At 72.2% G+C, this 18,499-nt stretch carries 20 protein-coding genes; 11 read left to right on the plus strand and 9 right to left on the minus strand.

The window, feature by feature from the left end:
* Window positions 1-31 precede the first annotated feature (31 nt).
* The 7 genes from ACFT2C_RS17350 to ACFT2C_RS17380 form a co-directional block, all read right to left on the minus strand.
* A complete protein-coding gene (locus ACFT2C_RS17350; protein ID WP_377208313.1) occupies window positions 32-1,336 on the minus strand; it encodes an aminotransferase class III-fold pyridoxal phosphate-dependent enzyme in 1,305 nt (434 codons plus the stop codon).
* Entirely contained in the window at window positions 1,336-3,207 is a 1,872-nt protein-coding gene (locus tag ACFT2C_RS17355; protein WP_377208314.1) for an ABC transporter substrate-binding protein, read from the minus strand. Before ACFT2C_RS17355 ends, ACFT2C_RS17350 begins: the two co-directional genes overlap by 1 nt.
* Window positions 3,204-4,088, minus strand: coding sequence for an ABC transporter ATP-binding protein (locus ACFT2C_RS17360; protein WP_377208315.1), 885 nt, complete (start codon window positions 4,086-4,088; stop codon window positions 3,204-3,206). Before ACFT2C_RS17360 ends, ACFT2C_RS17355 begins: the two co-directional genes overlap by 4 nt.
* On the minus strand, window positions 4,085-5,047 hold the full coding sequence (locus tag ACFT2C_RS17365) for an ABC transporter permease (RefSeq protein WP_377208316.1): 963 nt from the start codon (window positions 5,045-5,047) through the stop codon (window positions 4,085-4,087). Before ACFT2C_RS17365 ends, ACFT2C_RS17360 begins: the two co-directional genes overlap by 4 nt.
* Window positions 5,044-6,072 (minus strand): TIGR03842 family LLM class F420-dependent oxidoreductase, encoded by a 1,029-nt coding sequence (locus ACFT2C_RS17370; protein WP_377208317.1) that lies wholly within the window; start codon window positions 6,070-6,072, stop codon window positions 5,044-5,046. The genes ACFT2C_RS17365 and ACFT2C_RS17370 overlap by 4 nt, the downstream gene beginning before the upstream one ends.
* 98 nt (window positions 6,073-6,170) lie before the next feature.
* Window positions 6,171-7,601 (minus strand): dihydropyrimidinase, encoded by a 1,431-nt coding sequence (hydA, locus tag ACFT2C_RS17375; protein WP_377208318.1) that lies wholly within the window; start codon window positions 7,599-7,601, stop codon window positions 6,171-6,173.
* Between the two features lie 55 nt (window positions 7,602-7,656).
* Entirely contained in the window at window positions 7,657-8,505 is an 849-nt protein-coding gene (locus ACFT2C_RS17380) for a nitrilase-related carbon-nitrogen hydrolase (RefSeq protein WP_377208319.1), read from the minus strand.
* Between the two features lie 335 nt (window positions 8,506-8,840).
* Between ACFT2C_RS17380 and ACFT2C_RS17385 the strand changes: the two genes are divergently transcribed.
* The 11 genes from ACFT2C_RS17385 to ACFT2C_RS17435 all read left to right on the plus strand — a co-directional run bounded on the left by ACFT2C_RS17385 (window position 8,841) and on the right by ACFT2C_RS17435 (window position 17,553).
* Entirely contained in the window at window positions 8,841-9,866 is a 1,026-nt protein-coding gene (locus tag ACFT2C_RS17385) for a putative F420-0 ABC transporter substrate-binding protein (protein ID WP_377208320.1), read from the plus strand.
* Between the two features lie 89 nt (window positions 9,867-9,955).
* Window positions 9,956-10,972: a putative F420-0 ABC transporter permease subunit gene (locus ACFT2C_RS17390; protein ID WP_377208369.1), complete on the plus strand. Its 1,017-nt coding sequence runs from the start codon at window positions 9,956-9,958 to the stop codon at window positions 10,970-10,972.
* On the plus strand, window positions 10,969-11,766 hold the full coding sequence (locus tag ACFT2C_RS17395) for a putative F420-0 ABC transporter ATP-binding protein (protein WP_377208321.1): 798 nt from the start codon (window positions 10,969-10,971) through the stop codon (window positions 11,764-11,766). Before ACFT2C_RS17390 ends, ACFT2C_RS17395 begins: the two co-directional genes overlap by 4 nt.
* 104 nt (window positions 11,767-11,870) lie before the next feature.
* A complete protein-coding gene (locus ACFT2C_RS17400; protein ID WP_377208322.1) occupies window positions 11,871-12,266 on the plus strand; it encodes a nitroreductase family deazaflavin-dependent oxidoreductase in 396 nt (131 codons plus the stop codon).
* Between the two features lie 57 nt (window positions 12,267-12,323).
* Window positions 12,324-12,806: a GNAT family N-acetyltransferase gene (locus tag ACFT2C_RS17405; protein WP_377208323.1), complete on the plus strand. Its 483-nt coding sequence runs from the start codon at window positions 12,324-12,326 to the stop codon at window positions 12,804-12,806.
* A gap of 19 nt (window positions 12,807-12,825) precedes the next feature.
* Window positions 12,826-13,314 (plus strand): GNAT family N-acetyltransferase, encoded by a 489-nt coding sequence (locus ACFT2C_RS17410; RefSeq protein WP_377208324.1) that lies wholly within the window; start codon window positions 12,826-12,828, stop codon window positions 13,312-13,314.
* A gap of 288 nt (window positions 13,315-13,602) precedes the next feature.
* Window positions 13,603-14,541 carry a GNAT family N-acetyltransferase gene (locus ACFT2C_RS17415; RefSeq protein WP_377208325.1) on the plus strand — a complete coding sequence of 313 codons (939 nt, stop codon included), beginning with the start codon at window positions 13,603-13,605 and terminating at the stop codon, window positions 14,539-14,541.
* Window positions 14,541-15,062, plus strand: a complete 522-nt coding sequence (locus tag ACFT2C_RS17420) for an alpha/beta hydrolase (protein ID WP_377208326.1) — start codon at window positions 14,541-14,543, stop codon at window positions 15,060-15,062. The genes ACFT2C_RS17415 and ACFT2C_RS17420 overlap by 1 nt, the downstream gene beginning before the upstream one ends.
* Before the next feature lie 34 nt (window positions 15,063-15,096).
* Window positions 15,097-15,687 (plus strand): HhH-GPD-type base excision DNA repair protein, encoded by a 591-nt coding sequence (locus ACFT2C_RS17425; protein ID WP_377208327.1) that lies wholly within the window; start codon window positions 15,097-15,099, stop codon window positions 15,685-15,687.
* A gap of 669 nt (window positions 15,688-16,356) precedes the next feature.
* Complete coding sequence (locus ACFT2C_RS17430) at window positions 16,357-16,581, plus strand: hypothetical protein (RefSeq protein WP_377208328.1); 225 nt, start codon at window positions 16,357-16,359, stop codon at window positions 16,579-16,581.
* A gap of 3 nt (window positions 16,582-16,584) precedes the next feature.
* Window positions 16,585-17,553: a glycosyltransferase gene (locus ACFT2C_RS17435; protein WP_377208329.1), complete on the plus strand. Its 969-nt coding sequence runs from the start codon at window positions 16,585-16,587 to the stop codon at window positions 17,551-17,553.
* 214 nt (window positions 17,554-17,767) lie between these two features.
* Here the strand turns inward: ACFT2C_RS17435 and ACFT2C_RS17440 are convergent, their stop codons facing one another.
* Both ACFT2C_RS17440 and ACFT2C_RS17445 read right to left on the minus strand, forming a co-directional pair.
* Window positions 17,768-18,190, minus strand: a complete 423-nt coding sequence (locus ACFT2C_RS17440; RefSeq protein WP_377208330.1) for a type II toxin-antitoxin system VapC family toxin — start codon at window positions 18,188-18,190, stop codon at window positions 17,768-17,770.
* Window positions 18,187-18,417: a CopG family transcriptional regulator gene (locus tag ACFT2C_RS17445; RefSeq protein WP_129783680.1), complete on the minus strand. Its 231-nt coding sequence runs from the start codon at window positions 18,415-18,417 to the stop codon at window positions 18,187-18,189. Before ACFT2C_RS17445 ends, ACFT2C_RS17440 begins: the two co-directional genes overlap by 4 nt.
* Window positions 18,418-18,499 lie beyond the last annotated feature (82 nt).

An 18,499-nucleotide genomic window follows, 5' to 3' on the forward strand; every position in this document is an offset into this window, starting at 1 on the left:
CGCCGGGGCGCCCGCCCGGGCCGCCCCGGCACTACACCGCATCCGCGAGCACGCTCCCGAGCACCGCCAGGCCCTCGCGGGCCTCGTCCGGGGTGATGACGCACGGCGGGACCACGTGCACCCGGTTGTCGGCGACGAAGGGCAGCACGCCACCGTCGATCAGGTTCTTCTTGATCGACGCCATCGCGGGCGCGCTGAGCGGTTCCTTGGTCACAGGGTCCGCGACCAGCTCGACCGCCCAGAAGACGCCGAGGCCGCGCACGTCCCCGACCAGCGGGTTCGTCTCCGCGATCGCGGCGAGGCCCGGGCCCAGCACCTCGGCCCCGATCCGCGCGGCGTTCTCGACGATCCCCTCGTCGGCCATGGTGTCGAGCGTGGCGACGATCGCCGCCATGGCGAGCGGGTGCCCCGAGTAGGTGAGGCCGCCGGGAAACACCCGCTCCTGGAAGGTCGCCGCGATCTCGGGCGACACGATCACGCCGCCCGCCGGCACGTACCCCGAGTTCACGCCCTTGGCGAAGACGATCAGGTCGGGGCGGACGGAGTGCTGGTCCAGCGCGAGCCACGAGCCGGTGCGGCCGAACCCGGCCATGACCTCGTCCAGGATCAGCACGATCCCGTACCGGTCGGCGATCCGTCGCACGCCGGCCAGGTAGCCGGGCGGCGGCACGAGGACGCCGGCCGTCCCGGGGACGGTCTCCAGCAGGATCGCCGCGACGGTGTCGGACATCTCGGCCTGCACCACCCGCTCCAGGTGGTGCAGCGCCCGCTCGCACTCCTCCTCGGCGGACGCCGCCCAGAACTCCGACCGGTACAGGTACGGCCCGAAGGCGTGCACGTGCCCGGTCGCGTACTCGTTCGGCACCCGTCGCCGGTCCCCCGTCGCGACGATCGCGGCGCCGGTGTTGCCGTGGTACGACCGGTACATCGACACCACTTTGTCCCGGCCGGTGTGGACGCGCGCCATGCGGATCGCGTTCTCGATGGCGTCCGCCCCGCCGTTGGTGAAGAACACCTTGCCGCCCGGGCCGAACGGCGCGCGGGCGAGCACCCGCTCGGCCGCCTCGCCCCGCACGCGCACCGCGAGCGCCGGCGACGCCGTCACCAGCTCGCCCGCCTGGCGCGCGATGGCCTCGACGACGCGCGGGTGCTGGTGCCCGATGTTGGTGTTCACCAGCATCGACGACATGTCGAGCCACTCGTCCCCCGCGTGGTTCCACACCCGGGCCCCGGAGCCGCCGGCGATCACGAACGTCGGCGCGGCGGAGCTGGGCGACCAGGACTGGATCAGCAGGTCGCGGGCGGCGGCGAGCGCGCGGGCGTCGTCGTCCGCCATCAGCTACCGCCCTCGGTGAGCTGCACGTCGAGCGGCGAGAACCCCTCGCCCTTGACGTCGACGCCCTCCTCGGTGAGCTCGGCCAGTGCCTGCTCCACGTACTTGTTGGTGTAGGCGGTCTCGGGCGGCTCGGCGGAGATCACCGTGGCGCCGGTCTCGTTCTCGGTGCCCATGGCGATCTTGACCGTCTGGTCCCACTGGTCGGCGTTGATCGTGCCGATGCCGCTGGTGGAGGGCCAGATCAGCTTGTTCACCTCGTTGGTCTGCCAGAGCTGGTGCGACGTGCCGAGGGTGGAGCCGGCGGCGGTGACGATCCCGGCCGCCTCCTCGGGGTTGTCGCGCACGTACGCCCAGCCCTTCAGGGACGCCTTGACGAACGCGACGGTTGTGTCCGCGTAGTCCTCGTCGTCGGCCAGGCGGGCGGCATCGGCCCAGATCGCGTCCTGGAGCATGGCCGTGCCGTAGTCGTTCCAGTTGATGACCTCGAGGTCCGCGGGCTGGTACAGCTCGCCCGTTGCGGGGTTCACGGTCTCCAGGATCTGGGCGTACTCGTTGTACGTCATGGCCTGGGCGGCGTCGATGTCGCCGGCGAGGAACCCGTTCATGTCGAACGCCTGCTGCACGAGCTCGATGTCGTCCGGGGTCTTGATCCCGGCGTCCTGCATGCCGGCGAACAGCTCCCACTCGTTGCCGTAGCCCCAGGAGCCCACCTTCTTGCCCGCGAGGTCGGCGGGCTCGGTGATCCCGGCGTCCTTGAAGGCGACCTGCAGCGTGCCCGAGCGCTCGAACACCTGCGCCACGTCCGTCACCTCGGTGCCCTGCTCGATGGACCCGAGCACCTTCGGCACCCAGGAGATCGCGTAGTCGGCGTCGCCGGCGGCGAGCACGTCGATCGGAACGGTGTCCGTGCCGGCCTCCTGGATGGTGACGTCCAGGCCCTCGTCCTCGTAGTAGCCCTGGTCGACGGCGGCGTAGTACCCGGCGAACTGGGCCTGCGCCACCCACTGGAGCTGCAGGGTGACGGGCGTGACTCCGCCGGCCTCGGGTTCGGCTGACGCCCCGGCGCAGCCGGCAAGCGCGACGGCCGTGGCCAGGCCCAGTGACGTGCGCAGCACGTTCTTGCGGTGCATGGTGTTCCTCTCGATCAAAGCGGTAACGGCATAGAAGACGAGTCCCGTGGCGACGGCGCCCAGCACGTACGCCCAGGCCAGGGCATAGCGGCTGGAGGAGACGGCCGAGGTGATGGCCTTGCCGAGGCCGTCGACGGGCCCGCCGAAGTACTCGGCGACCAGGGCGGAGATGACGGCGAGCGAGGACGCGACCCGCAGCCCCGTGAAGAAGAAGGGCAGCGCGCCCGGCAGGGTGACGTGCCGCGTGGCCTCCCAGGGCGTCGCGGCGTACGAGCGCATCAGGTCCCGGTGCACGGGCTCGACGGTGCGCAGTCCGCGCAGGGTGTTGAGGTACACGGGGACGAACACGGCGATCGCCGCGACGACGACCCGGGTGGTCTGCGCGTCCGTGCCGAACATCGTGTAGAAGACGGGCGCCAGGCACACGATCGGCACCACGGCGGTCGCCGTGACCAGCGGGTTCGCGGCGTCGGCGATGGGGCGCCACGCCGCCGAGACACCGGCACCGACCAGGGCGAGGACCGTCCCGAGCACGAGGCCGAGCAGCGCGTTGGTCGCCGTGGCCAGGGCCGCGTCCGTGACGACGCCGAGGTTGGCGCCGAGCTCGGCAGCGATGTCCGACGGCGCGGGGACCACGAACGCCTCGACGCCCAGCCCGGTGACGACCGCCTGCCAGAGCGCCACGGCGACCACCCCGACACCAACGGGCGCCCCGACCCCGAGCCACCGCCCGCGGTTCACGAGGGCGTCCGGGCGGGGGCGGCGTCGCCCGAGTGGAGCGCCTCGCGCACCGCCGAGACGCGCTCGAAGTACGCCGGGTCCTCGCGCAGCTCGATGCCGCGCGCCGCCCGGTCGGCCGGGCCGCCGAGCGGGACGTCCAGCGTCGCCACCACGCGGCCGGGCCGGGGCGACATGACCACCACGCGGTCCGACAGGTATACCGCCTCGGCTATCGAGTGCGTCACGAAGACGACTGCCGCGCCGGTCGTGGCCCGGATCCGCAGCAGCTCGTCCTGCAGCCGCTCCCGCGTCATCTCGTCGAGCGCGCCGAACGGCTCGTCCATCAGCAGCAGGCGCGGGCTGCGGGCCAGCGCCCGCGCGATCGCGACCCGCTGCTGCATCCCGCCCGAGAGCTGGTGCGGCCGGTGGTCGGCGAAGTCCGTGAGCCCGACGAGCGCGAGCAGCTCCGCGGCCCGCGCCGCCCGCTGAGCCCGGTCCGGCCGCCCTGCCGCTCCGCCCTGCCCACCCGCCGTCCCGCGCCCGGCTGTTCCGCCCTGCTCGCCCGCCCGCGCGGCCCTCCCGCGCAGCTGCATCGGCAGCTCCACGTTGGCCCGCACCGAACGCCACGGCAAGAGCCCGGCCTGCTGGAACGCGATCCCGTAGTCCTGGTCCTTGCGCGCCCGCTCGGCCGTCTTGCCGAACACGGTCACGCTGCCCGACGTCGGGGCGTCCAGGTCCGCGATCAGCCGCAGCAACGTCGACTTGCCGCAGCCCGACGGCCCGATCAGCGACACCAGCTCGCCCTCCCCGACCGTGAGGTCGACGTCGGCCAGGGCCACCGTCCCGCCGTCGGACCCGCCGTCGAACACCCGGCGCGCGCCGGACACGACCACTGCCGTCATTCGGTCTCTCCTGTTCGGTACCGGCGCAGGCCCAGGGCGACCAGCGCCACCAGGCCCGTCGCCGCGAGTCCTACGAGCACGGCCCCCGCGATGGGCGACCACTGCTTGGCCGGGTCCGCGCTGGCGGAGGCGCCGAACTCGACGATCATGCGGCCGAGCCCGCCGCGCAGGCCCGTCGACACCTCCGCCACGACGGTCCCGACCACCGCGTTCGCGGCGGCCAGGCGCAGCGCGGGCAGCAGGTACGGGACCGACGACGGCGCCCGCAGCCGCCAGAATGTCGTCCACCAGCCGACGCCGTAGGCGCGGAACAGGTCGAGCCGGACGCCGTCGGCGGCCGCGTCCGGGGACGTGAACCCGCGCAGCGCGCCGACCGACACCGGGAAGAACGCCAGGTACGACGCGATCACGGCCACCGACATCCAGTCCTGCCAGTCGAAGACCATGAATCCCCGGAGGTCGAGCCTGTCGAGACCCGCGCCCCACCGCTTGACCAGGGGCGCTATGGCGATGAGGGGCACCGTCTGGCTCAGCACCACCCAGGGCAGCAGACCCGCCCTCGCCGGCACGAACCGCGCCATGAGCGCCGCCACGAGCAGGCCGAACACCACTCCAACCACCCAGCCCACCGCCGAGACGCCGAGCGTGAACCCCGCGCCCCCCAGCGTCGCGAGCCAGAGCGGCGGGGAGTCGGGGGCTGAGGTCAGCGGCTCGGCCGCCCGGGCGAACATGTCCCACAGGTGCGGCATCGCGACGTCGGTGGTGCGGGGCAGGACGCGGGCCTCGCCGAGCACCCAGCCGTCGTCGGGCACCAGGGCCTTGTACGCCTCCCAGGCCGCGGCCAGGGCGAGGACGCCGGCCGCGCCGGTCAGGGCTCTCGACAGGCGGGGGCTCGACAGGCTCGACCAACGGGGCAGGCCCGGCCGGCGAGGCGGGCTCGACGGGCGGGTCGGGCTCATCCAGCTCCCCCGGCGCGGCCCTGCAGGGCGGGGATGATCGTCTCGCCGTAGGCCCGCAGGGTCTCCTCCTGGGCGTCGTGCTGCAGGTAGATCGCGAACTGGTCGCAGCCGAGGGCCTGAAGCTCCTTGAGCCGGGCGATGTGCTCGTCCGGGGTGCCGATCAGGCAGAACCGGTCCACGACGTCGTCGGGCACGAACTCGGTGTGGGTGTTGCCTGCCCGGCCGTGCTCGGCGTAGTCGTAGCCCTTGCGGCCCGCGATGTAGTCGGTGAGCGCGGCCGGGATCCGCGCCCCGCCGTTCGGCCCCGCCCCGTACCGCGCGACGATCTCCGCGACGTGGTTGCCGACCATGCCGCCGAACCAGCGCACCTGGTCGCGCATGTGCGCCCGGTCGTCGCCCACGTAGGCTGGCGCGGCCACGCAGAACTTCAGCGCCGCCGGGTCCCGGCCCGCGGCCTCCGCAGCCTCGCGGACCGCGCCGATCATCCACGCCGCGATGTCCGGGTCGGCGAGCTGCAGGATGTAGCCGTCGCCCATCTCGCCCGCCAGCGCGAGCGCCCGGGGCCCGTACGCCGCGACCCACACGTCCAGCTCGGAGCCGTGCGACCAGGCGAAGCGCACGGGGCTGCCGTTGACGTCGGCCTCGCGCGAGTTCCCGAGGTCCTTGATCACGGTGACCGACTCCCGCAGGGTCGCCAGGCTGGCCGGCCGCCCGTGCAGCGTGCGCACCGCGGAGTCGCCGCGGCCGATGCCGCAGATCGTCCGGTTGCCGTACGTGTCGTTGAGCGTGGCGAACATGGAGGCGAGCACCGTCGAGTCGCGCGTCGCCGGGTTGGTCACCATCGGGCCGACGATCACCCGCTCGGTCGCCGCCAGGATCGCGGGGTAGATCACGAACGGCTCCTGCCACAGCAGGTGCGAGTCGAACGTCCACACGTAGTCGAAGCCTTGGTCCTCGGCCTGGCGGGCCAGGTCCACCACCCGCGTGGCGGGCGGGTCGTTCTGCAGCACTATCCCGAAGTCCATGTTGCTCCCTAGAACTCTGCTTGCATGGTCTGAGACTGCGGTTCCGCTTCGGGCGGGTGCCTCGTTCCTCGGCCCCCACCCTGCGCTGCACCTCCGCCTCAGACCAGGTACTGGCTCAGGCCGCGCTTGACGAACCGGCCGTGACCGGCCCGGCCGTGGAAGCCGGCGTCGTCCACGACCACCTCGCCGCGCGAGAGGACGACGTCGACGTGCCCGTCGATCTCGAAGCCCTCCCACGCCGAGTGGTCCATGTTCATGTGGTGCGTTCTGGCGCCGAGGGTGGTGAGGCCGGCGGGGTCGTACACGACGATGTCGGCGTCGGCGCCGGGCTGGATCACGCCCTTGGTGCCGTACATGCCGAACATCCGCGCCGGGGTGACCGAGCACAGCTCGACCCAGCGCTCCAGGCTCAGCCGACCGGTGACCACGCCCTGGTAGAGCAGGTCCATGCGGTGCTCCACAGAGCCGATCCCGTTCGGGATCGCCCGGAAGTCGCCCCGGCCGAGCTCCTTCTGGTCCGTCATGCAGAACGGGCAGTGGTCCGTGGAGACCACCTGCAGGTCGTTCGTGCGCAGGGCCTGCCACATCGCGTCCTGATGGCCCTCCGCCCGGGCGCGCAGCGGCGTCGAGCACACCCACTTGGCGCCCTCGAAGGTGCCCCACTCCTCGCTGGAGGCCCCGAGCTGCTCCTCCAGCGACAGGTACAGGTACTGCGGGCAGGTCTCGCCGAACACGTTCTTGCCCGCGTCCCTTGCGGCAGCGAGCTGGGCCACCGCCTGCTTCGCACTGACGTGCACGACGTACAGGGGCGCGCCCGTCAGGTCGCTCAGCATGATCGCCCGGTGCGTGGCCTCCTCCTCGAGCTGCCACGGCCGCGCGAGCCCGTGGTAGTAGGGATCCGTCTTGCCCGCCGCCACGAGCTGGGCTGCCAGGACGTCGATCGCCGGGCCGTTCTCGGCGTGCATCATCGTGAGCAGGCCCTCGTCCCGGGCCACCTGCATGGCGCGCAGGATCTGGGCGTCGTCGGCGTAGAAGACGCCGGGGTAGGCCATGAACATCTTGTAGCTCGTGATGCCCTCGTCGACGAGGGTGCGCATCGCGGCGAGCGCGTCGTCGTCCACCCCGCCGATGATCTGGTGGAACGCGTAGTCGATGGCGCAGTTGCCGGCCGCGCGCTTGTGCCACGCCTCCAGGCCGTCCTGCACGCGCTCGCCCTGCTTCTGCACGGCGAAGTCGACGATCGAGGTGGTGCCGCCCCACGCGGCCGCCGTCGTGCCGGTCTCGAAGGTGTCGCTGGCTGCGGTGCCGCCGAACGGCAGCTCCATGTGCGTATGGGCGTCGATGCCGCCGGGCACCACGTACTTGCCGGTCGCGTCGATCACCCGCTCCGCGGTCGCCGCCAGGTCCGCCCCCAGGGCGGTGCTTCCGGGGGCGACCACGGCCACGACCGTCTCGCCGTCGATCAGCACGTCCGCCTCGACCGTGCCGGTCGCGTTCACGACCGTCCCGCCGGTGATGAGTGTCGTCATCGTGCCTCCATGTGGGTGTGCAGGGTTCGTCCGGGTCGCGCTGCGTGTCCTCGGGCTACGGCGCGGTGATGGCGGCGTAGGCGTCCGGGCGCCGGTCTCGGAAGAACTGCCACCGCTCGCGGACCTCACGCACCTGGTCCATGTCGAGGTCGCGCACGACCAGCTCGTCGCTCGTGGACGAGGCGATCTCGCCCACGTAGTTCCCGTCCGGCCCGACGACGTACGAGGAGCCGTAGAAGTTCACCGCCTCGTCGCCGTACTCGTTGTCCTCCAGGCCCACCCGGTTGTTCGCCACGACGAAGTAGCCGTTGGCGACCGCGGCGGCGGGCTGCTCGATCTCCCAGAGCCGGTTGGACAGCCCGGGCTTGGTCGCGTTCGGGTTGAAGACGATCTGCGCGCCGTTCAGCGCCAGCTCCCGCCAGCCCTCGGGGAAGTGCCGGTCGTAGCAGATGTAGACGCCGATCTTGCCGACGGCGGTGTCGAAGACCGGGAAGCCCAGGTTGCCGGGCCGGAAGTAGAACTTCTCCCAGAACTTGTCGAGGTTCGGGATGTGGTGCTTGCGGTAGCTGCCGAGCACCGTGCCGTCGGCGTCGACCACGACCGCCGTGTTGTACAGGACGCCCGGCTGGGCCTCCTCGTAGATCGGCAGGACCATCACGATGCCGAGCTCGGCCGCGAGCGCCGCGAACCGTTCGACGGTGGGTCCGTCCGCCGGCTCGGCGTACCGGTAGTAGGCGGGGTCCTGCGTGATGCCGAAGTACGGGCCGTAGAACAGCTCCTGGAAGGCGATCACCTGCGCGCCCTGGCTCGCCGCCTCCCGGGCCCAGCCCTCGTGCAGGGCGATCATGGACTCCTTGTCGCCGGTCCAGCGGGCCTGCGTGAACGCAACTCGGACGGTGCTCATTCAAACTCCCTCGCCTCAGCAGGTGACCAGCAAAGCCGCGACCTGTTTCGGCTGCGAGCACCTATCCGTTTCCAGGACGTGACAACTGTTCCGAGCCGTGGCGTTCCCGGCACAACCGTTCGGACCGGACCGGGTCGAGCGGCGACGCTCGCAGCGAATCTGCGGGCCAGGCCGGATGCGGCCGGTGTATCGTGACGGCGGGTTGCGGGCCCTGCTTTGGCTCGTCGATGTAGTTCTCACTGTGAACTGCTTCCCACCATGACGCGAGATGGCGCGTCGTCTTTCACCCGCGGCCTTCAGGCCGTGGGATGTTCGTCGACCCCTGGAGCCATCGCGTGAACCCCCGCCGCGCCCGTCCTTCCCGTGCGTTCGCCCTGCCCGTCGTCCTGCCCGTTGTTGCCGCCGCCGCGGCGCTCGCCCTCGCCGCCTGCACGGCCACCGCCTCGGGTGAGACGGATGCCGAGGGCGCGCCGCCGGCGTCGGGCAGCTTTCCCGTCACGCTCGACAACTGCGGCTTCGACACCACTGTCGAGGCGCCGCCCGAGCGCGTGGTGACCATCAAGTCGTCGACCACGGAGATGCTGCTGGCGCTCGGCCTGGGCGACCGGATCGTCGGCTCGGCGTTCCTGGACGGGCCCGTGCCGGACTCGCTGGAGACCGTGCCCGCCGTCGAGGAGCCGTTCGCCGACGAGGCGCCCGGCTCCGAGGCCACGCTCGCGCTGGAGCCCGACCTGGTCTACGCGGGCTGGGAGTCCAACCTGACGGCGGAGACCGCGGGCGACCGCGAGACCCTCGCGAAGCTCGGCGTCTCCACGTACGTCTCCCCGGCCGCGTGCAAGGAGGAGGGCTACATGCCGGACCCGCTCACCTTCGACACCGTGTTCGACGAGATCGGGGAGGTGGGCTCTCTGTTCGACGCCGAGGACGCCGCGGCCGAGCTGGTCCAGGAGCAGCGGGCGGCGCTCGACGCCATCGAGCCGGACGACCGCGGGCTGACGGCGCTGTGGTGGTCCTCCGGCGACGACGCCCCGTACGTGGGGGCCGGGATCGGCGCGCCGCAGATGATCATGGAGGCCGCCGGGCTGGCCAACGTCGCCGCCGACGTCCACGACACCTGGACGTCGCTCGGCTGGGAGAACGTCGTCGAGGCCGACCCGGACGTCCTGGTGCTGGTCGACGCCGCGTGGAACCCCGCCGACGCGAAGATCGAGACGCTGGAGTCGAACCCGGCGACCCGCGAGATGACGGCGGTCAAGGAGGGGCGCTACGTCGTGGTGCCGTTCCCGGCGACCGAGGCCGGCGTGCGGAACGTGGACGCCGTCGCCTCGGTGGTGGACCAGCTGGCGGACCTCGACCTGTGAGCCCCCGCGCGTCGAGCAACCGGTGGTCGAGCAACCGATGGTCGAGCAACCGGTGGTCGAGCCTGTCGAGACCCTCCCGCGGGTCGAGCCTGTCGAGAACCTGGCTCGCCCTGCCCGCCGCGGCCCTGGTGCTGGTCCTGAGCATCGGCGTCGCGGTGACGATCGGGCCGGCGGACCTGGCCCTGTCGGAGGTCGGCCGCTCGCTCGCCACCCACCTCGGGCTGGGCGGCCCGCTCGGCCTGGAGCCGCTGTCCGCCCTGCGCGACGGCATGGTGTGGCAGCTGCGGATGCCGCGCATCCTGACCGCGGCCGCCGTCGGCGCGGGCCTTGCCCTGTGCGGCGCGGTGATGCAGTCGCTCACGCGCAACCCGCTGGCCGACCCGTACCTGCTGGGGCTGTCGTCGGGCGCGTCGCTCGGCGCGGTGCTCGTGCTGCTGGCGGGCGTGCCGCTGCTGCTGCCGGTCGCGGCGTTCGCGGGCGCCGTCGGGGCGCTGGCCCTCGCGCTCACGCTGGCGGGCGCGCTCGGCACGATCACGCCGACCCGGACCGTCCTGGCGGGGCTCGCGATCAGCCAGCTCTGCGCGGCGGCGGTGTCGTTCGTGATCTTCTGGTCGGCCAAGGGCGACGCGTTCCGTGAGGTGCTGTCGTGGCTGATGGGCTCGGTCGCGTCGGCGACGTGGACGTCGGTGGCGATCGCCGGGGGCGCCGTCCTGGTGCTCGGCACGCTGCTGGCACTGACCGGTTCCCTGCTGGACGCGTTCACGTTCGGGGACACCGCGGCCGCCGCCCTCGGCGTGCCCGTGAACCGGGCGCGCTGGATCCTGCTGATCGGCGTCGCGCTGCTGACCGGGGCGCTCGTGTCGCAGAGCGGTTCGATCGGGTTCGTCGGGCTGATCCTGCCGCACGCGGTGCGGCTGTTCACCGGCGCGCGGCACCGGCTGCTGCTGCCGCTGTCGGCGCTGGCGGGGGCGTCGTTCCTGGTCTGGGCCGACACCGTGGCCCGCACCGTCTTCGAGCCCCGCGAGCTCCCGGTAGGCATCGTGACGGCGGCCATAGGCGCCCCGGTCTTCGCGGTGCTGCTGTGGCGCGGGAGGGCAGGGGCATGACCGATCGCACCGGGCTGGGGGCGCGCGGCGTCTCCTGGGACATCGGCGGCCGGCTGATCCTGGACGACGTCGGGGTACTCGCCCCGGCTGGCAGCGTCACCGGGGTGCTGGGGCCGAACGGGTCGGGCAAGTCCACCCTGCTGCGCGTCCTGGCGGGCGTGCAGGCGGCGGGCCGCGCCGTCGTTCCTCCCGCCACGACGTTCGGCGGCGCCGACCTGGCCGCGCTGCCCCGCCGCGAGCGGGCCCGCGTGCTCGCCCTCGTGGAGCAGGACGCCTCCACCGACCTGCCGCTGTCCGTGCTGGACGCCGTGCTGCTCGGCCGCATCCCGCACCGTTCGCTGCTGGCCGGCGACTCGGACGCCGATCGCGCCGCCGCGCGCGCCGCCCTGGACGCGGCGGGCGCCAAGGAGCTCGCGGACCGCGAGGTCGGCACCCTGTCGGGCGGCGAGCGCCAGCGCGTGCACATGGCCCGCGCCCTGGCGCAGCAGCCGCGCCTGCTCCTGCTCGACGAGCCGACCAACCACCTCGACATCGCGGCCCAGCTCCACGCCATGCGCGTGCTGCGCGACCTCGCGGCGGACGGTGTGACCGTCGTCGCCGCCCTGCACGACCTCAACCTCGCCGCCGCGACCTGCGACCACCTGGTCCTGTTGGACCACGGCCGGGTCGTCGCGGCGGGGCCGGTGGGCGAGGTCCTCGTCCCCGAGGTGCTGGAGCCGGTCTACGGGGTGCGGGTGGACGTGCTGACCCACCCGCGCACGGGACGTCCGGTGCTCTCGTTCGACCGTGACTGACTCGACAGCCGCCGACTCGCCGCTGAGGCCCGATCGGGACCGGGCCGAAGATCGGGCGCCCTCCCGGGCTGACGGATCCGCGGACCTGAACCATGATGGGAGCCATGGCCGCTCCAGCGTTCGTCGTCCAGGCAGGCAAGGTTCTCAACCCATGGGTGCTCCGCGTCGCGGGGCGCGTCCCACCGTGGGTGGTGATGCACCACTCCGGCCGCAAGTCCGGCAAGGAGTACACCACTCCCCTGGTCGCGTTCGCGGCCCGGCCCGACCAGGAGGTCCTGGCCGTCCTGCCGCTGCCGTGGGGCTCGGGCACCGACTGGGCCCGCAACACGATGAGCTCCGGCACGGCACGGCTGACCCGCGGCGGTGCGGAGTTCGTCGTGAAGGACGTGCGGCTCGTGCCCACGTCCGAGGCGGCCGAGTGGCTCGCTTCCATGCCGTCGATGGCCCTGTCGGCGGCGGGCATCGAGGAGTGCCTGGTCGGGACGCTGCACAAGGCCTGACGCCGCCGGTTGGCCCGGTGTCATCGGGCGCCCCGGCGCGGGAGTATGTTTCGCGTCGTGAACTTGCGCACAGCCACGCTGTCCGACGCCGCCGCGGTCGCCCGGGTGCACCACACCACGTGGGTGACGACCTACGGGGCGATCCTCCCGCCCGAGTTCTGGGCCACGGCCACGCTCGAGCGCCGCATCTCGACGTGGGAGCGGTGGCTGGCCAACGGCGCAGCGCCCGTCGTCGCCGAGGTGAACGGCGAGGTGGTCGGCATCGCGATGTCCGGTGACTCCGTCGAGCAGGACGACGTCCTGCCGGTGCGCGCCCGCCAGCTCTACCTGCTGTACGTCCTGGCGGCCTATCACGGCACCGGCGTCGGGCAGGCGCTGCTGGACGCCGTCGTGCCGCCGGGGACCGGCGCGCAGCTTTGGGTCGCAGAGGACAACCCGCGCGCCCGCCGGTTCTACGAGCGCAACGGGTTCGTCCTGGAGGGCGCCCGGGTCGTCGACGCGAGCACCGCTGACCTCGCCGAGGTCCGGATGGTCAGGTAGCCGGGTTACCGTTCCACTCATGTCAGACTTCCACATCCGCGCCTCGACCCCCGACGACGCCGTCGGCATCGCCGCGGTCCACTGGACCACCCGGCGCGCGGTCTTCGGCGAGCTCCTTCCCGCCGAGCACTGGGAGACCGAGACGCTCGGCACCCGCACCGAAGGCTGGATGCGCATCCTCGCCGCCGGCAACAAGGCCCTCGTCGCCGAGGTGGGCGACAAGATCATCGGCTTCGCGATGAAGAACCCGTCCGGCCCGCACCTCGGCCACCCGCCGGTCCGGGCCATCGAGCTGCACGAGCTGTACGTCGACCCGACCTTCCACGGCACCAACGTGGGCCACGCCCTGCTGGAGAACGCCCTCCCGCCCGGCACGGCCGCCCAGCTCTGGACGTACGCGTCCAACCCGCGCGCCCGCAAGTTCTTCCAGCGCGCGGGCTTCCTGCCCGACGGGGTCACGGCGACGGACCCGGACACCCACGTGCTGGAAGTGCGCCTGGTCCGGTGAGCGGCCTGGTCGCTGCCGGTGACGCCGAACCGCAAGTTGGTCGTCGGCAGCGGCGCCGAACCGCAAGGTGTCGGTCCATCGGAGCGGCTGAGCACGTGCAGCCTTCGGTTGAGCGCCTCAGACAACGCTCAACCTGCGGCTCGGCGCCCCTGCCCGCGCCGCGGACAGGCGTGCATGTTGCGGTTCGCCGGCATCCGCGAGCCGACGCCGACCGCCCGCGTCATCGGTGCGCGCCGGGCCGAACCGAAATCTCTCGATCGGGTGCACCGCCCGTGCCAGGATCTCGGCATGACGAGCGCACACAGCATCGAGTTCTTCGATGACCCCGCGGCGGCCCTGGACGTCGCCGGCGACCTGCTGGCCGCCGAGCCTGTCGTCTCGAGCATCGTCGCCTCGGCGACGCACCAGGCCGCGCGGTCGTACGCGGCCGGCGGGCCGCGCCCCGACCACCCGATGTGGTGGGCGGTGGTGCGGGACGCGGACGGCGTCGTCGTCGCCGTATCGATGCGCACGATGCCCGGGGCGCCGCACACGGTCTGGGTGCCCGCCATGCCCGACGACGCCGCGCGGCTGCTGGCCCGTGCCGCGATGGACCGCACGGCCCAGGCCGGCGATCCGCCCCTGACCTCGGCGAACGGTTCCATCCCCGCCGTCCGGGCCTTCACCGAGGAGACGCTGCGCGCGACAGGCGGGACCGTCGGCGAGGGCCGGCCGGACCGCCTCTGGGAGGCGACGCGGATCGCCCGGCCCGACCCGGCGCCGTCGGGCAGCGGGCGGCTGGCCACGCTCGACGACCTGGACCTGGTCACCGAGTGGTTCGCCGTGTTCCACGCGGAGGCCGACGCCCAGGCCGGGCGCCTGCCCGAGGAGGGCGAGCCGCAACGGATCGGGGGCGCCCGGGGCAGGATCGAGGAGGGCAGCGTGTGGCTGTGGGACGTCGACGGCGAGGTGGTGCACCTGACGGCCGCGCGGCCGCCGTCGTTCGGCGTGGTCCGGATCGGCCCGGTCTACACGCCCGCCGAGCACCGCGGGCACGGCTATGCCAGCGCGCTCGTCGCGGAGGTGGCCCAGCGCGTGCTCGACGACGGGAACCGGGTCTGCCTCTACACCGACCGGGACAACCCGGTGTCGAACCGGGTGTACGCGGGGATCGGGTTCGAGCCGGTGCTGGACCAGGTCAATCTCGTGGTGTCCCCGGCGGCGGCGCCGGCGACGAGGGCGAGCTGATGGCGCGCCGGGCGATCATCTTCCACGGGACGAATGCGCAGCCCGGCTGGATCTGGTACCCGTGGCTCGCGGACCGCCTGCGCACGCGTGGGTACGACGTCGAGACGCCGCATCACCCGGGGACCAACGTGGAGCCGATCGCGTCGTTCCTGCCCACGGTGCTCGCGGCGCACACGTTCTCTGATGACACGGTGCTGGTGGGGCACTCAGGCGGGGCCGCGCTGCTGCTGGCGCTCCTGGAGCATCTCGACGTGACCGTGGCGCAGGCGGTGCTCGTGGCCGGCTACTCGACACATCCGAACGACGGGCCGGAGCCGGTGCTGCAAGACGCGTACGACTGGGAGGCGATCCGGTCGCATGCCCGGGAGCTGGTCTTCGTGAACTCGGTGACCGACGAGTTCGGGTGCGACGCGGAGCAAGGGCGGGCGATGTTCGAGAAGCTCGGCGGGACGCTGGTGGTGCGGGACGACGGGCACTTCATATCGGACACGGTGGAGATCGTGGACCGGCTGATTCCCTGAGTGCGCGCCGGAGCGCTTGGACCACAATGGGCTCATGGCAACCCAGCTCTGGATCACCGGCGACCCCGACACCGACCGCCTGCTGAGCGACGACCCGTTCGCTCTGCTCGTCGGGATGCTGCTTGATCAGCAGTTCCCGATGGAACACGCCTTCGCCGGCCCGGCCAAGATCCGCGACCGGATGGGCTCGTTCGACGTGCACGCCATCGCCGACGCCGACCCGGACGAGTTCGTGGCCATGGCAACCACTCCCCCGGCGATCCACCGCTACGGCCGGTCCATGGCAGGCCGCGTGCTGGAGCTCGCGCATACAATCGTCGACGAGTACGACGGCGACGCCGCGAAGATCTGGACGGCACCCGGAGCCGACGGCGGCGCCCCGACCGGCCGCGAGGTACTCAAGCGGCTCAACGCCCTGCCCGGCTACGGGGAGCGCAAGGCGAAGATCTTCCTCGCGCTGCTCGGCAAGCAGCGCGACGTCCGGCCGGAGGGCTGGCGCGAGGCGGCCGGCGAGTTCGGCGAGGAGGGTTCGCACCGCTCGATCGCCGACGTGACCAGCGCCGAGGCGTTGCTGGAGGTCCGCGCGTTCAAGAAGGCGCAGAAGGCCGCGGCCAAGGAGGCCTGACTGTGAGGATTCCTTTCGCAGCCTGATGGTGCTGGGCTGTGGGCTGGCGACCGTTGGTGTGACTCTAGGCCTGACTGGCTTCGTGCCTTTGAGAGGACTTGTCCGCTGGCGGTTGCCGGCCCCGGCCCGGTCGGAGCAGCTGGCCTGATCAGGAGCTTGACCGCCCGGCGTTAGCGGCGCCGGGCGTGTCCCGTCACAGTCCTGCCGTGGTCTCCGCCCCGGACCGGAACCTCGCGTCCCGTCCCAGGCAGGAGAGAACGCATGACCAGTCTTACCGATCTGCGCCACGCCGTCGACGTCGTGATCGGCGTCGATACCCACGTCAACGGCAGCTCAACCGCGCCCTGCACACCATCGCCCTCTCACGGACCCGCTACCACCAGCCCACACGCGACTACGTCGCCCGCCGCACCAGCGAGGGCAAGACACCCCGCGAGATCAAACGCTGCCTCAAGCGATACATCGCCCGCGACCTCTACCGCCGCCTCGAGAACCCACCCGCCACGACTTGACGAACCATAGGAGCGTCCGCGCCGTCGTCGGACGCAGCGCCGCCGCCGCGCCGACGCGGGAGTTGACCACAGGACGGTCAGTGCCCTCTTAGTGCCTGTCGTCGACCGTGGGCGCGGGGGTGGGCTCAGCCGACGGGCCGGTCGAGGGCCTCGCCGCATGGCTGGGCGCGAGCGACGCCTCCGGGGGGACCGTTGGCACGGGTGTCGGGTCGCCGCCGGCAGCCGCGGCCCGGCGCTGCCCTCGTACGTGGACGACCCGGAGCTGGCGGAGATAGTCGAGTCGGGAAACATGCTCCGGTTCATGGCGTACGGCGCCAAGGCCCGCAAGGAGATCCTGCCGCAGGTCATCAGCGACATCTGGCAGGCCGCGAAGCACAGCTAAGCGGTGCTCTACAAGGGGCCGACGGCGCTGTACGGGTACAACGTGGCCGAGAAGCTCGGCGTGCCGTGCGCGGACCTCCAGTGCTTCCCGGTCACGCCCACGCGCGAGTTCCCGTCGTTCTTCCTCGGCGACGGCCGCAGCCGTGGCCCCCTGCTCGACTGGGGGACCTGGTGGGCCTCCGACCAGATGATCTGGCACATGCTGCAGAAGCCCGGCGTGAACCGGCAGCGCCGCGAGATCCTCGGCCTGCCACCGCTGCGCACGAACGCACGCGTGCTCCAGGACCGGCAGGGCATGCCCCTGTACTACGCGTACAGCCCGCTCGTGCTGCCGCGGCCCGCCGACTGGCACCCCCGTATCCAGGTCACGGGCTACCTACCCACCAGCACTCCGGCGGAGTGGGCACCGCCGTCGGACCTGGCCGAGTTTCTCGCGGCGGGCGAGCCGCCCGTCTCGTTCGGCCTGGGCAGTGTCCCGACGGCGCAGCCGAGCCGACTGGTCGACGCGTACCTGGAGGCGCTCGACCGCACCGGGCGCCGGGGCATCCTGATCGGAGGCTGGGCACAGCTGGGCCGGGACCGCGAGCTGCCCGATCACGTCCTGCGACTCGACTCGGCGCCGTACGACTGGCTGTTCCCGCGCCTCGCGGCGGCGATCCACCACGGCGGAGCAGGGACGACCGCGGCGGGTCTACGTGCCGGCATCCCCACGATCATCACGCCGGTGGCGGCCGACCAGTTCAGCTGGGGACGCCGGGTCGCCGACCTCGGCGTCGGGCCGGAGCCGATCCCGGTCAAGACCGTCGACGCCAACCGGCTCACCGCGGCGATCAACCAGGCCACCACCGACGAGGGGATGCGCGAGCGGGCGGCAGACCTCGGCGTTCGGCTGCGGCAGGAGGACGGTATCGAACGGACGGCGGAGCTGTTCACGGAGTACCTGCGCTCGGCCGGGGCTCGGGTGGTGCGCTGAGCCAGAGCCGTGTTCGCTGGCACCATGGACGCGCGCACGCAGGGCTCAGGTTCTACCTCCCCAAACGGAGCCGAACCAACACCGGCTCCGGCTGTCACCCCGGAGTCGATCGAAGAGTCCCGGACCGCCGAGCGGTCGCGCCGAGCGACGGCCCTGGTCGAGCTGGCCGAGCTTCAGAACGAGCTGGGCCTGACTGAGTGAGCGCCCCGATCGCCTATCTCTTGCCGACTCTCTCGACCTTCACACGGGTGTCCGCGAGGAGGAGGTCCAGGTCGCCGTCGTCGGTGGTGAGCACAACCACCGGTCCGTGAAGAGCAAGCGCCGTGGCCGCGACCACGGCGTCAACGGTCATGTCACGAGCCTTGCGACGCGACGATGCCGCGCTCGCACGCAGCCGACCGGCGTTGTAGCCGATCTCCTCAGTGACCTCTTCGACCCGCAAGGCCTTGGCAGCGCGCCGCACCCGGACGTCACGCGCGGTGCCGTCGGTGACCTCTGCGAGTGTCACAGCTGACATGTGCAGCGTGGAGTCCGTGCGACGGGCCACGGTTGCCCAGGCTTGCATCTGCCGCCCGTCGTCGGCCAGGGCAGAGAGTGCCTCAGAGTCCAGCAGGATCGAGTGCGGGCCGACGATCACCGCGCGAGCCTGGCCATGATCGCCGCGACCTCGTCCTCGTCGACCGCGCCGTGCTCAGCCTCCATGCTCTGCAGCACGTCGTCGAGAGCGTCCCGCTCGAGTTGTCGTGCAACCGCCCCAGCGACGTACGCGGAAAAGCCGCGCGACCCCGCGCGGGCACGAACGCCCTCCGAGGTGGTCACGGGCATGGAGACGGAGTGCTTCTCAATACCGGCTGCAGCAGACATGCTCCAATCCTACTTGAAGTAGGAATGACATTCCACAGGACAGCCGACGGCGGCATGGCACCCAGCCGGGCTGTCAGTGGCG

The organism is Promicromonospora sp. NPDC057138, assembly GCF_042670845.1.
Lineage (GTDB): Bacteria > Actinomycetota > Actinomycetes > Actinomycetales > Cellulomonadaceae > Promicromonospora.

What these genes read in the sequence shown, in the direction of transcription:
- ACFT2C_RS17415 (WP_377208325.1), top strand. Translation starts at nt 13,603, where the DNA reads ATGACGAGCGCACACAGCATCGAGTTCTTCGATGACCCCGCGGCGGCC.
- ACFT2C_RS17360 (WP_377208315.1), bottom strand. Translation starts at nt 4,088, where the DNA reads ATGACGGCAGTGGTCGTGTCCGGCGCGCGCCGGGTGTTCGACGGCGGG.
- ACFT2C_RS17410 (WP_377208324.1), top strand. Translation starts at nt 12,826, where the DNA reads ATGTCAGACTTCCACATCCGCGCCTCGACCCCCGACGACGCCGTCGGC.
- ACFT2C_RS17380 (WP_377208319.1), bottom strand. Translation starts at nt 8,505, where the DNA reads ATGAGCACCGTCCGAGTTGCGTTCACGCAGGCCCGCTGGACCGGCGAC.
- ACFT2C_RS17350 (WP_377208313.1), bottom strand. Translation starts at nt 1,336, where the DNA reads ATGGCGGACGACGACGCCCGCGCGCTCGCCGCCGCCCGCGACCTGCTG.
- ACFT2C_RS17370 (WP_377208317.1), bottom strand. Translation starts at nt 6,072, where the DNA reads ATGGACTTCGGGATAGTGCTGCAGAACGACCCGCCCGCCACGCGGGTG.
- ACFT2C_RS17445 (WP_129783680.1), bottom strand. Translation starts at nt 18,417, where the DNA reads ATGTCTGCTGCAGCCGGTATTGAGAAGCACTCCGTCTCCATGCCCGTG.
- ACFT2C_RS17395 (WP_377208321.1), top strand. Translation starts at nt 10,969, where the DNA reads ATGACCGATCGCACCGGGCTGGGGGCGCGCGGCGTCTCCTGGGACATC.
- ACFT2C_RS17365 (WP_377208316.1), bottom strand. Translation starts at nt 5,047, where the DNA reads ATGAGCCCGACCCGCCCGTCGAGCCCGCCTCGCCGGCCGGGCCTGCCC.
- ACFT2C_RS17425 (WP_377208327.1), top strand. Translation starts at nt 15,097, where the DNA reads ATGGCAACCCAGCTCTGGATCACCGGCGACCCCGACACCGACCGCCTG.
- ACFT2C_RS17420 (WP_377208326.1), top strand. Translation starts at nt 14,541, where the DNA reads ATGGCGCGCCGGGCGATCATCTTCCACGGGACGAATGCGCAGCCCGGC.
- hydA (WP_377208318.1), bottom strand. Translation starts at nt 7,601, where the DNA reads ATGACGACACTCATCACCGGCGGGACGGTCGTGAACGCGACCGGCACG.
- ACFT2C_RS17430 (WP_377208328.1), top strand. Translation starts at nt 16,357, where the DNA reads ATGGCTGGGCGCGAGCGACGCCTCCGGGGGGACCGTTGGCACGGGTGT.
- ACFT2C_RS17400 (WP_377208322.1), top strand. Translation starts at nt 11,871, where the DNA reads ATGGCCGCTCCAGCGTTCGTCGTCCAGGCAGGCAAGGTTCTCAACCCA.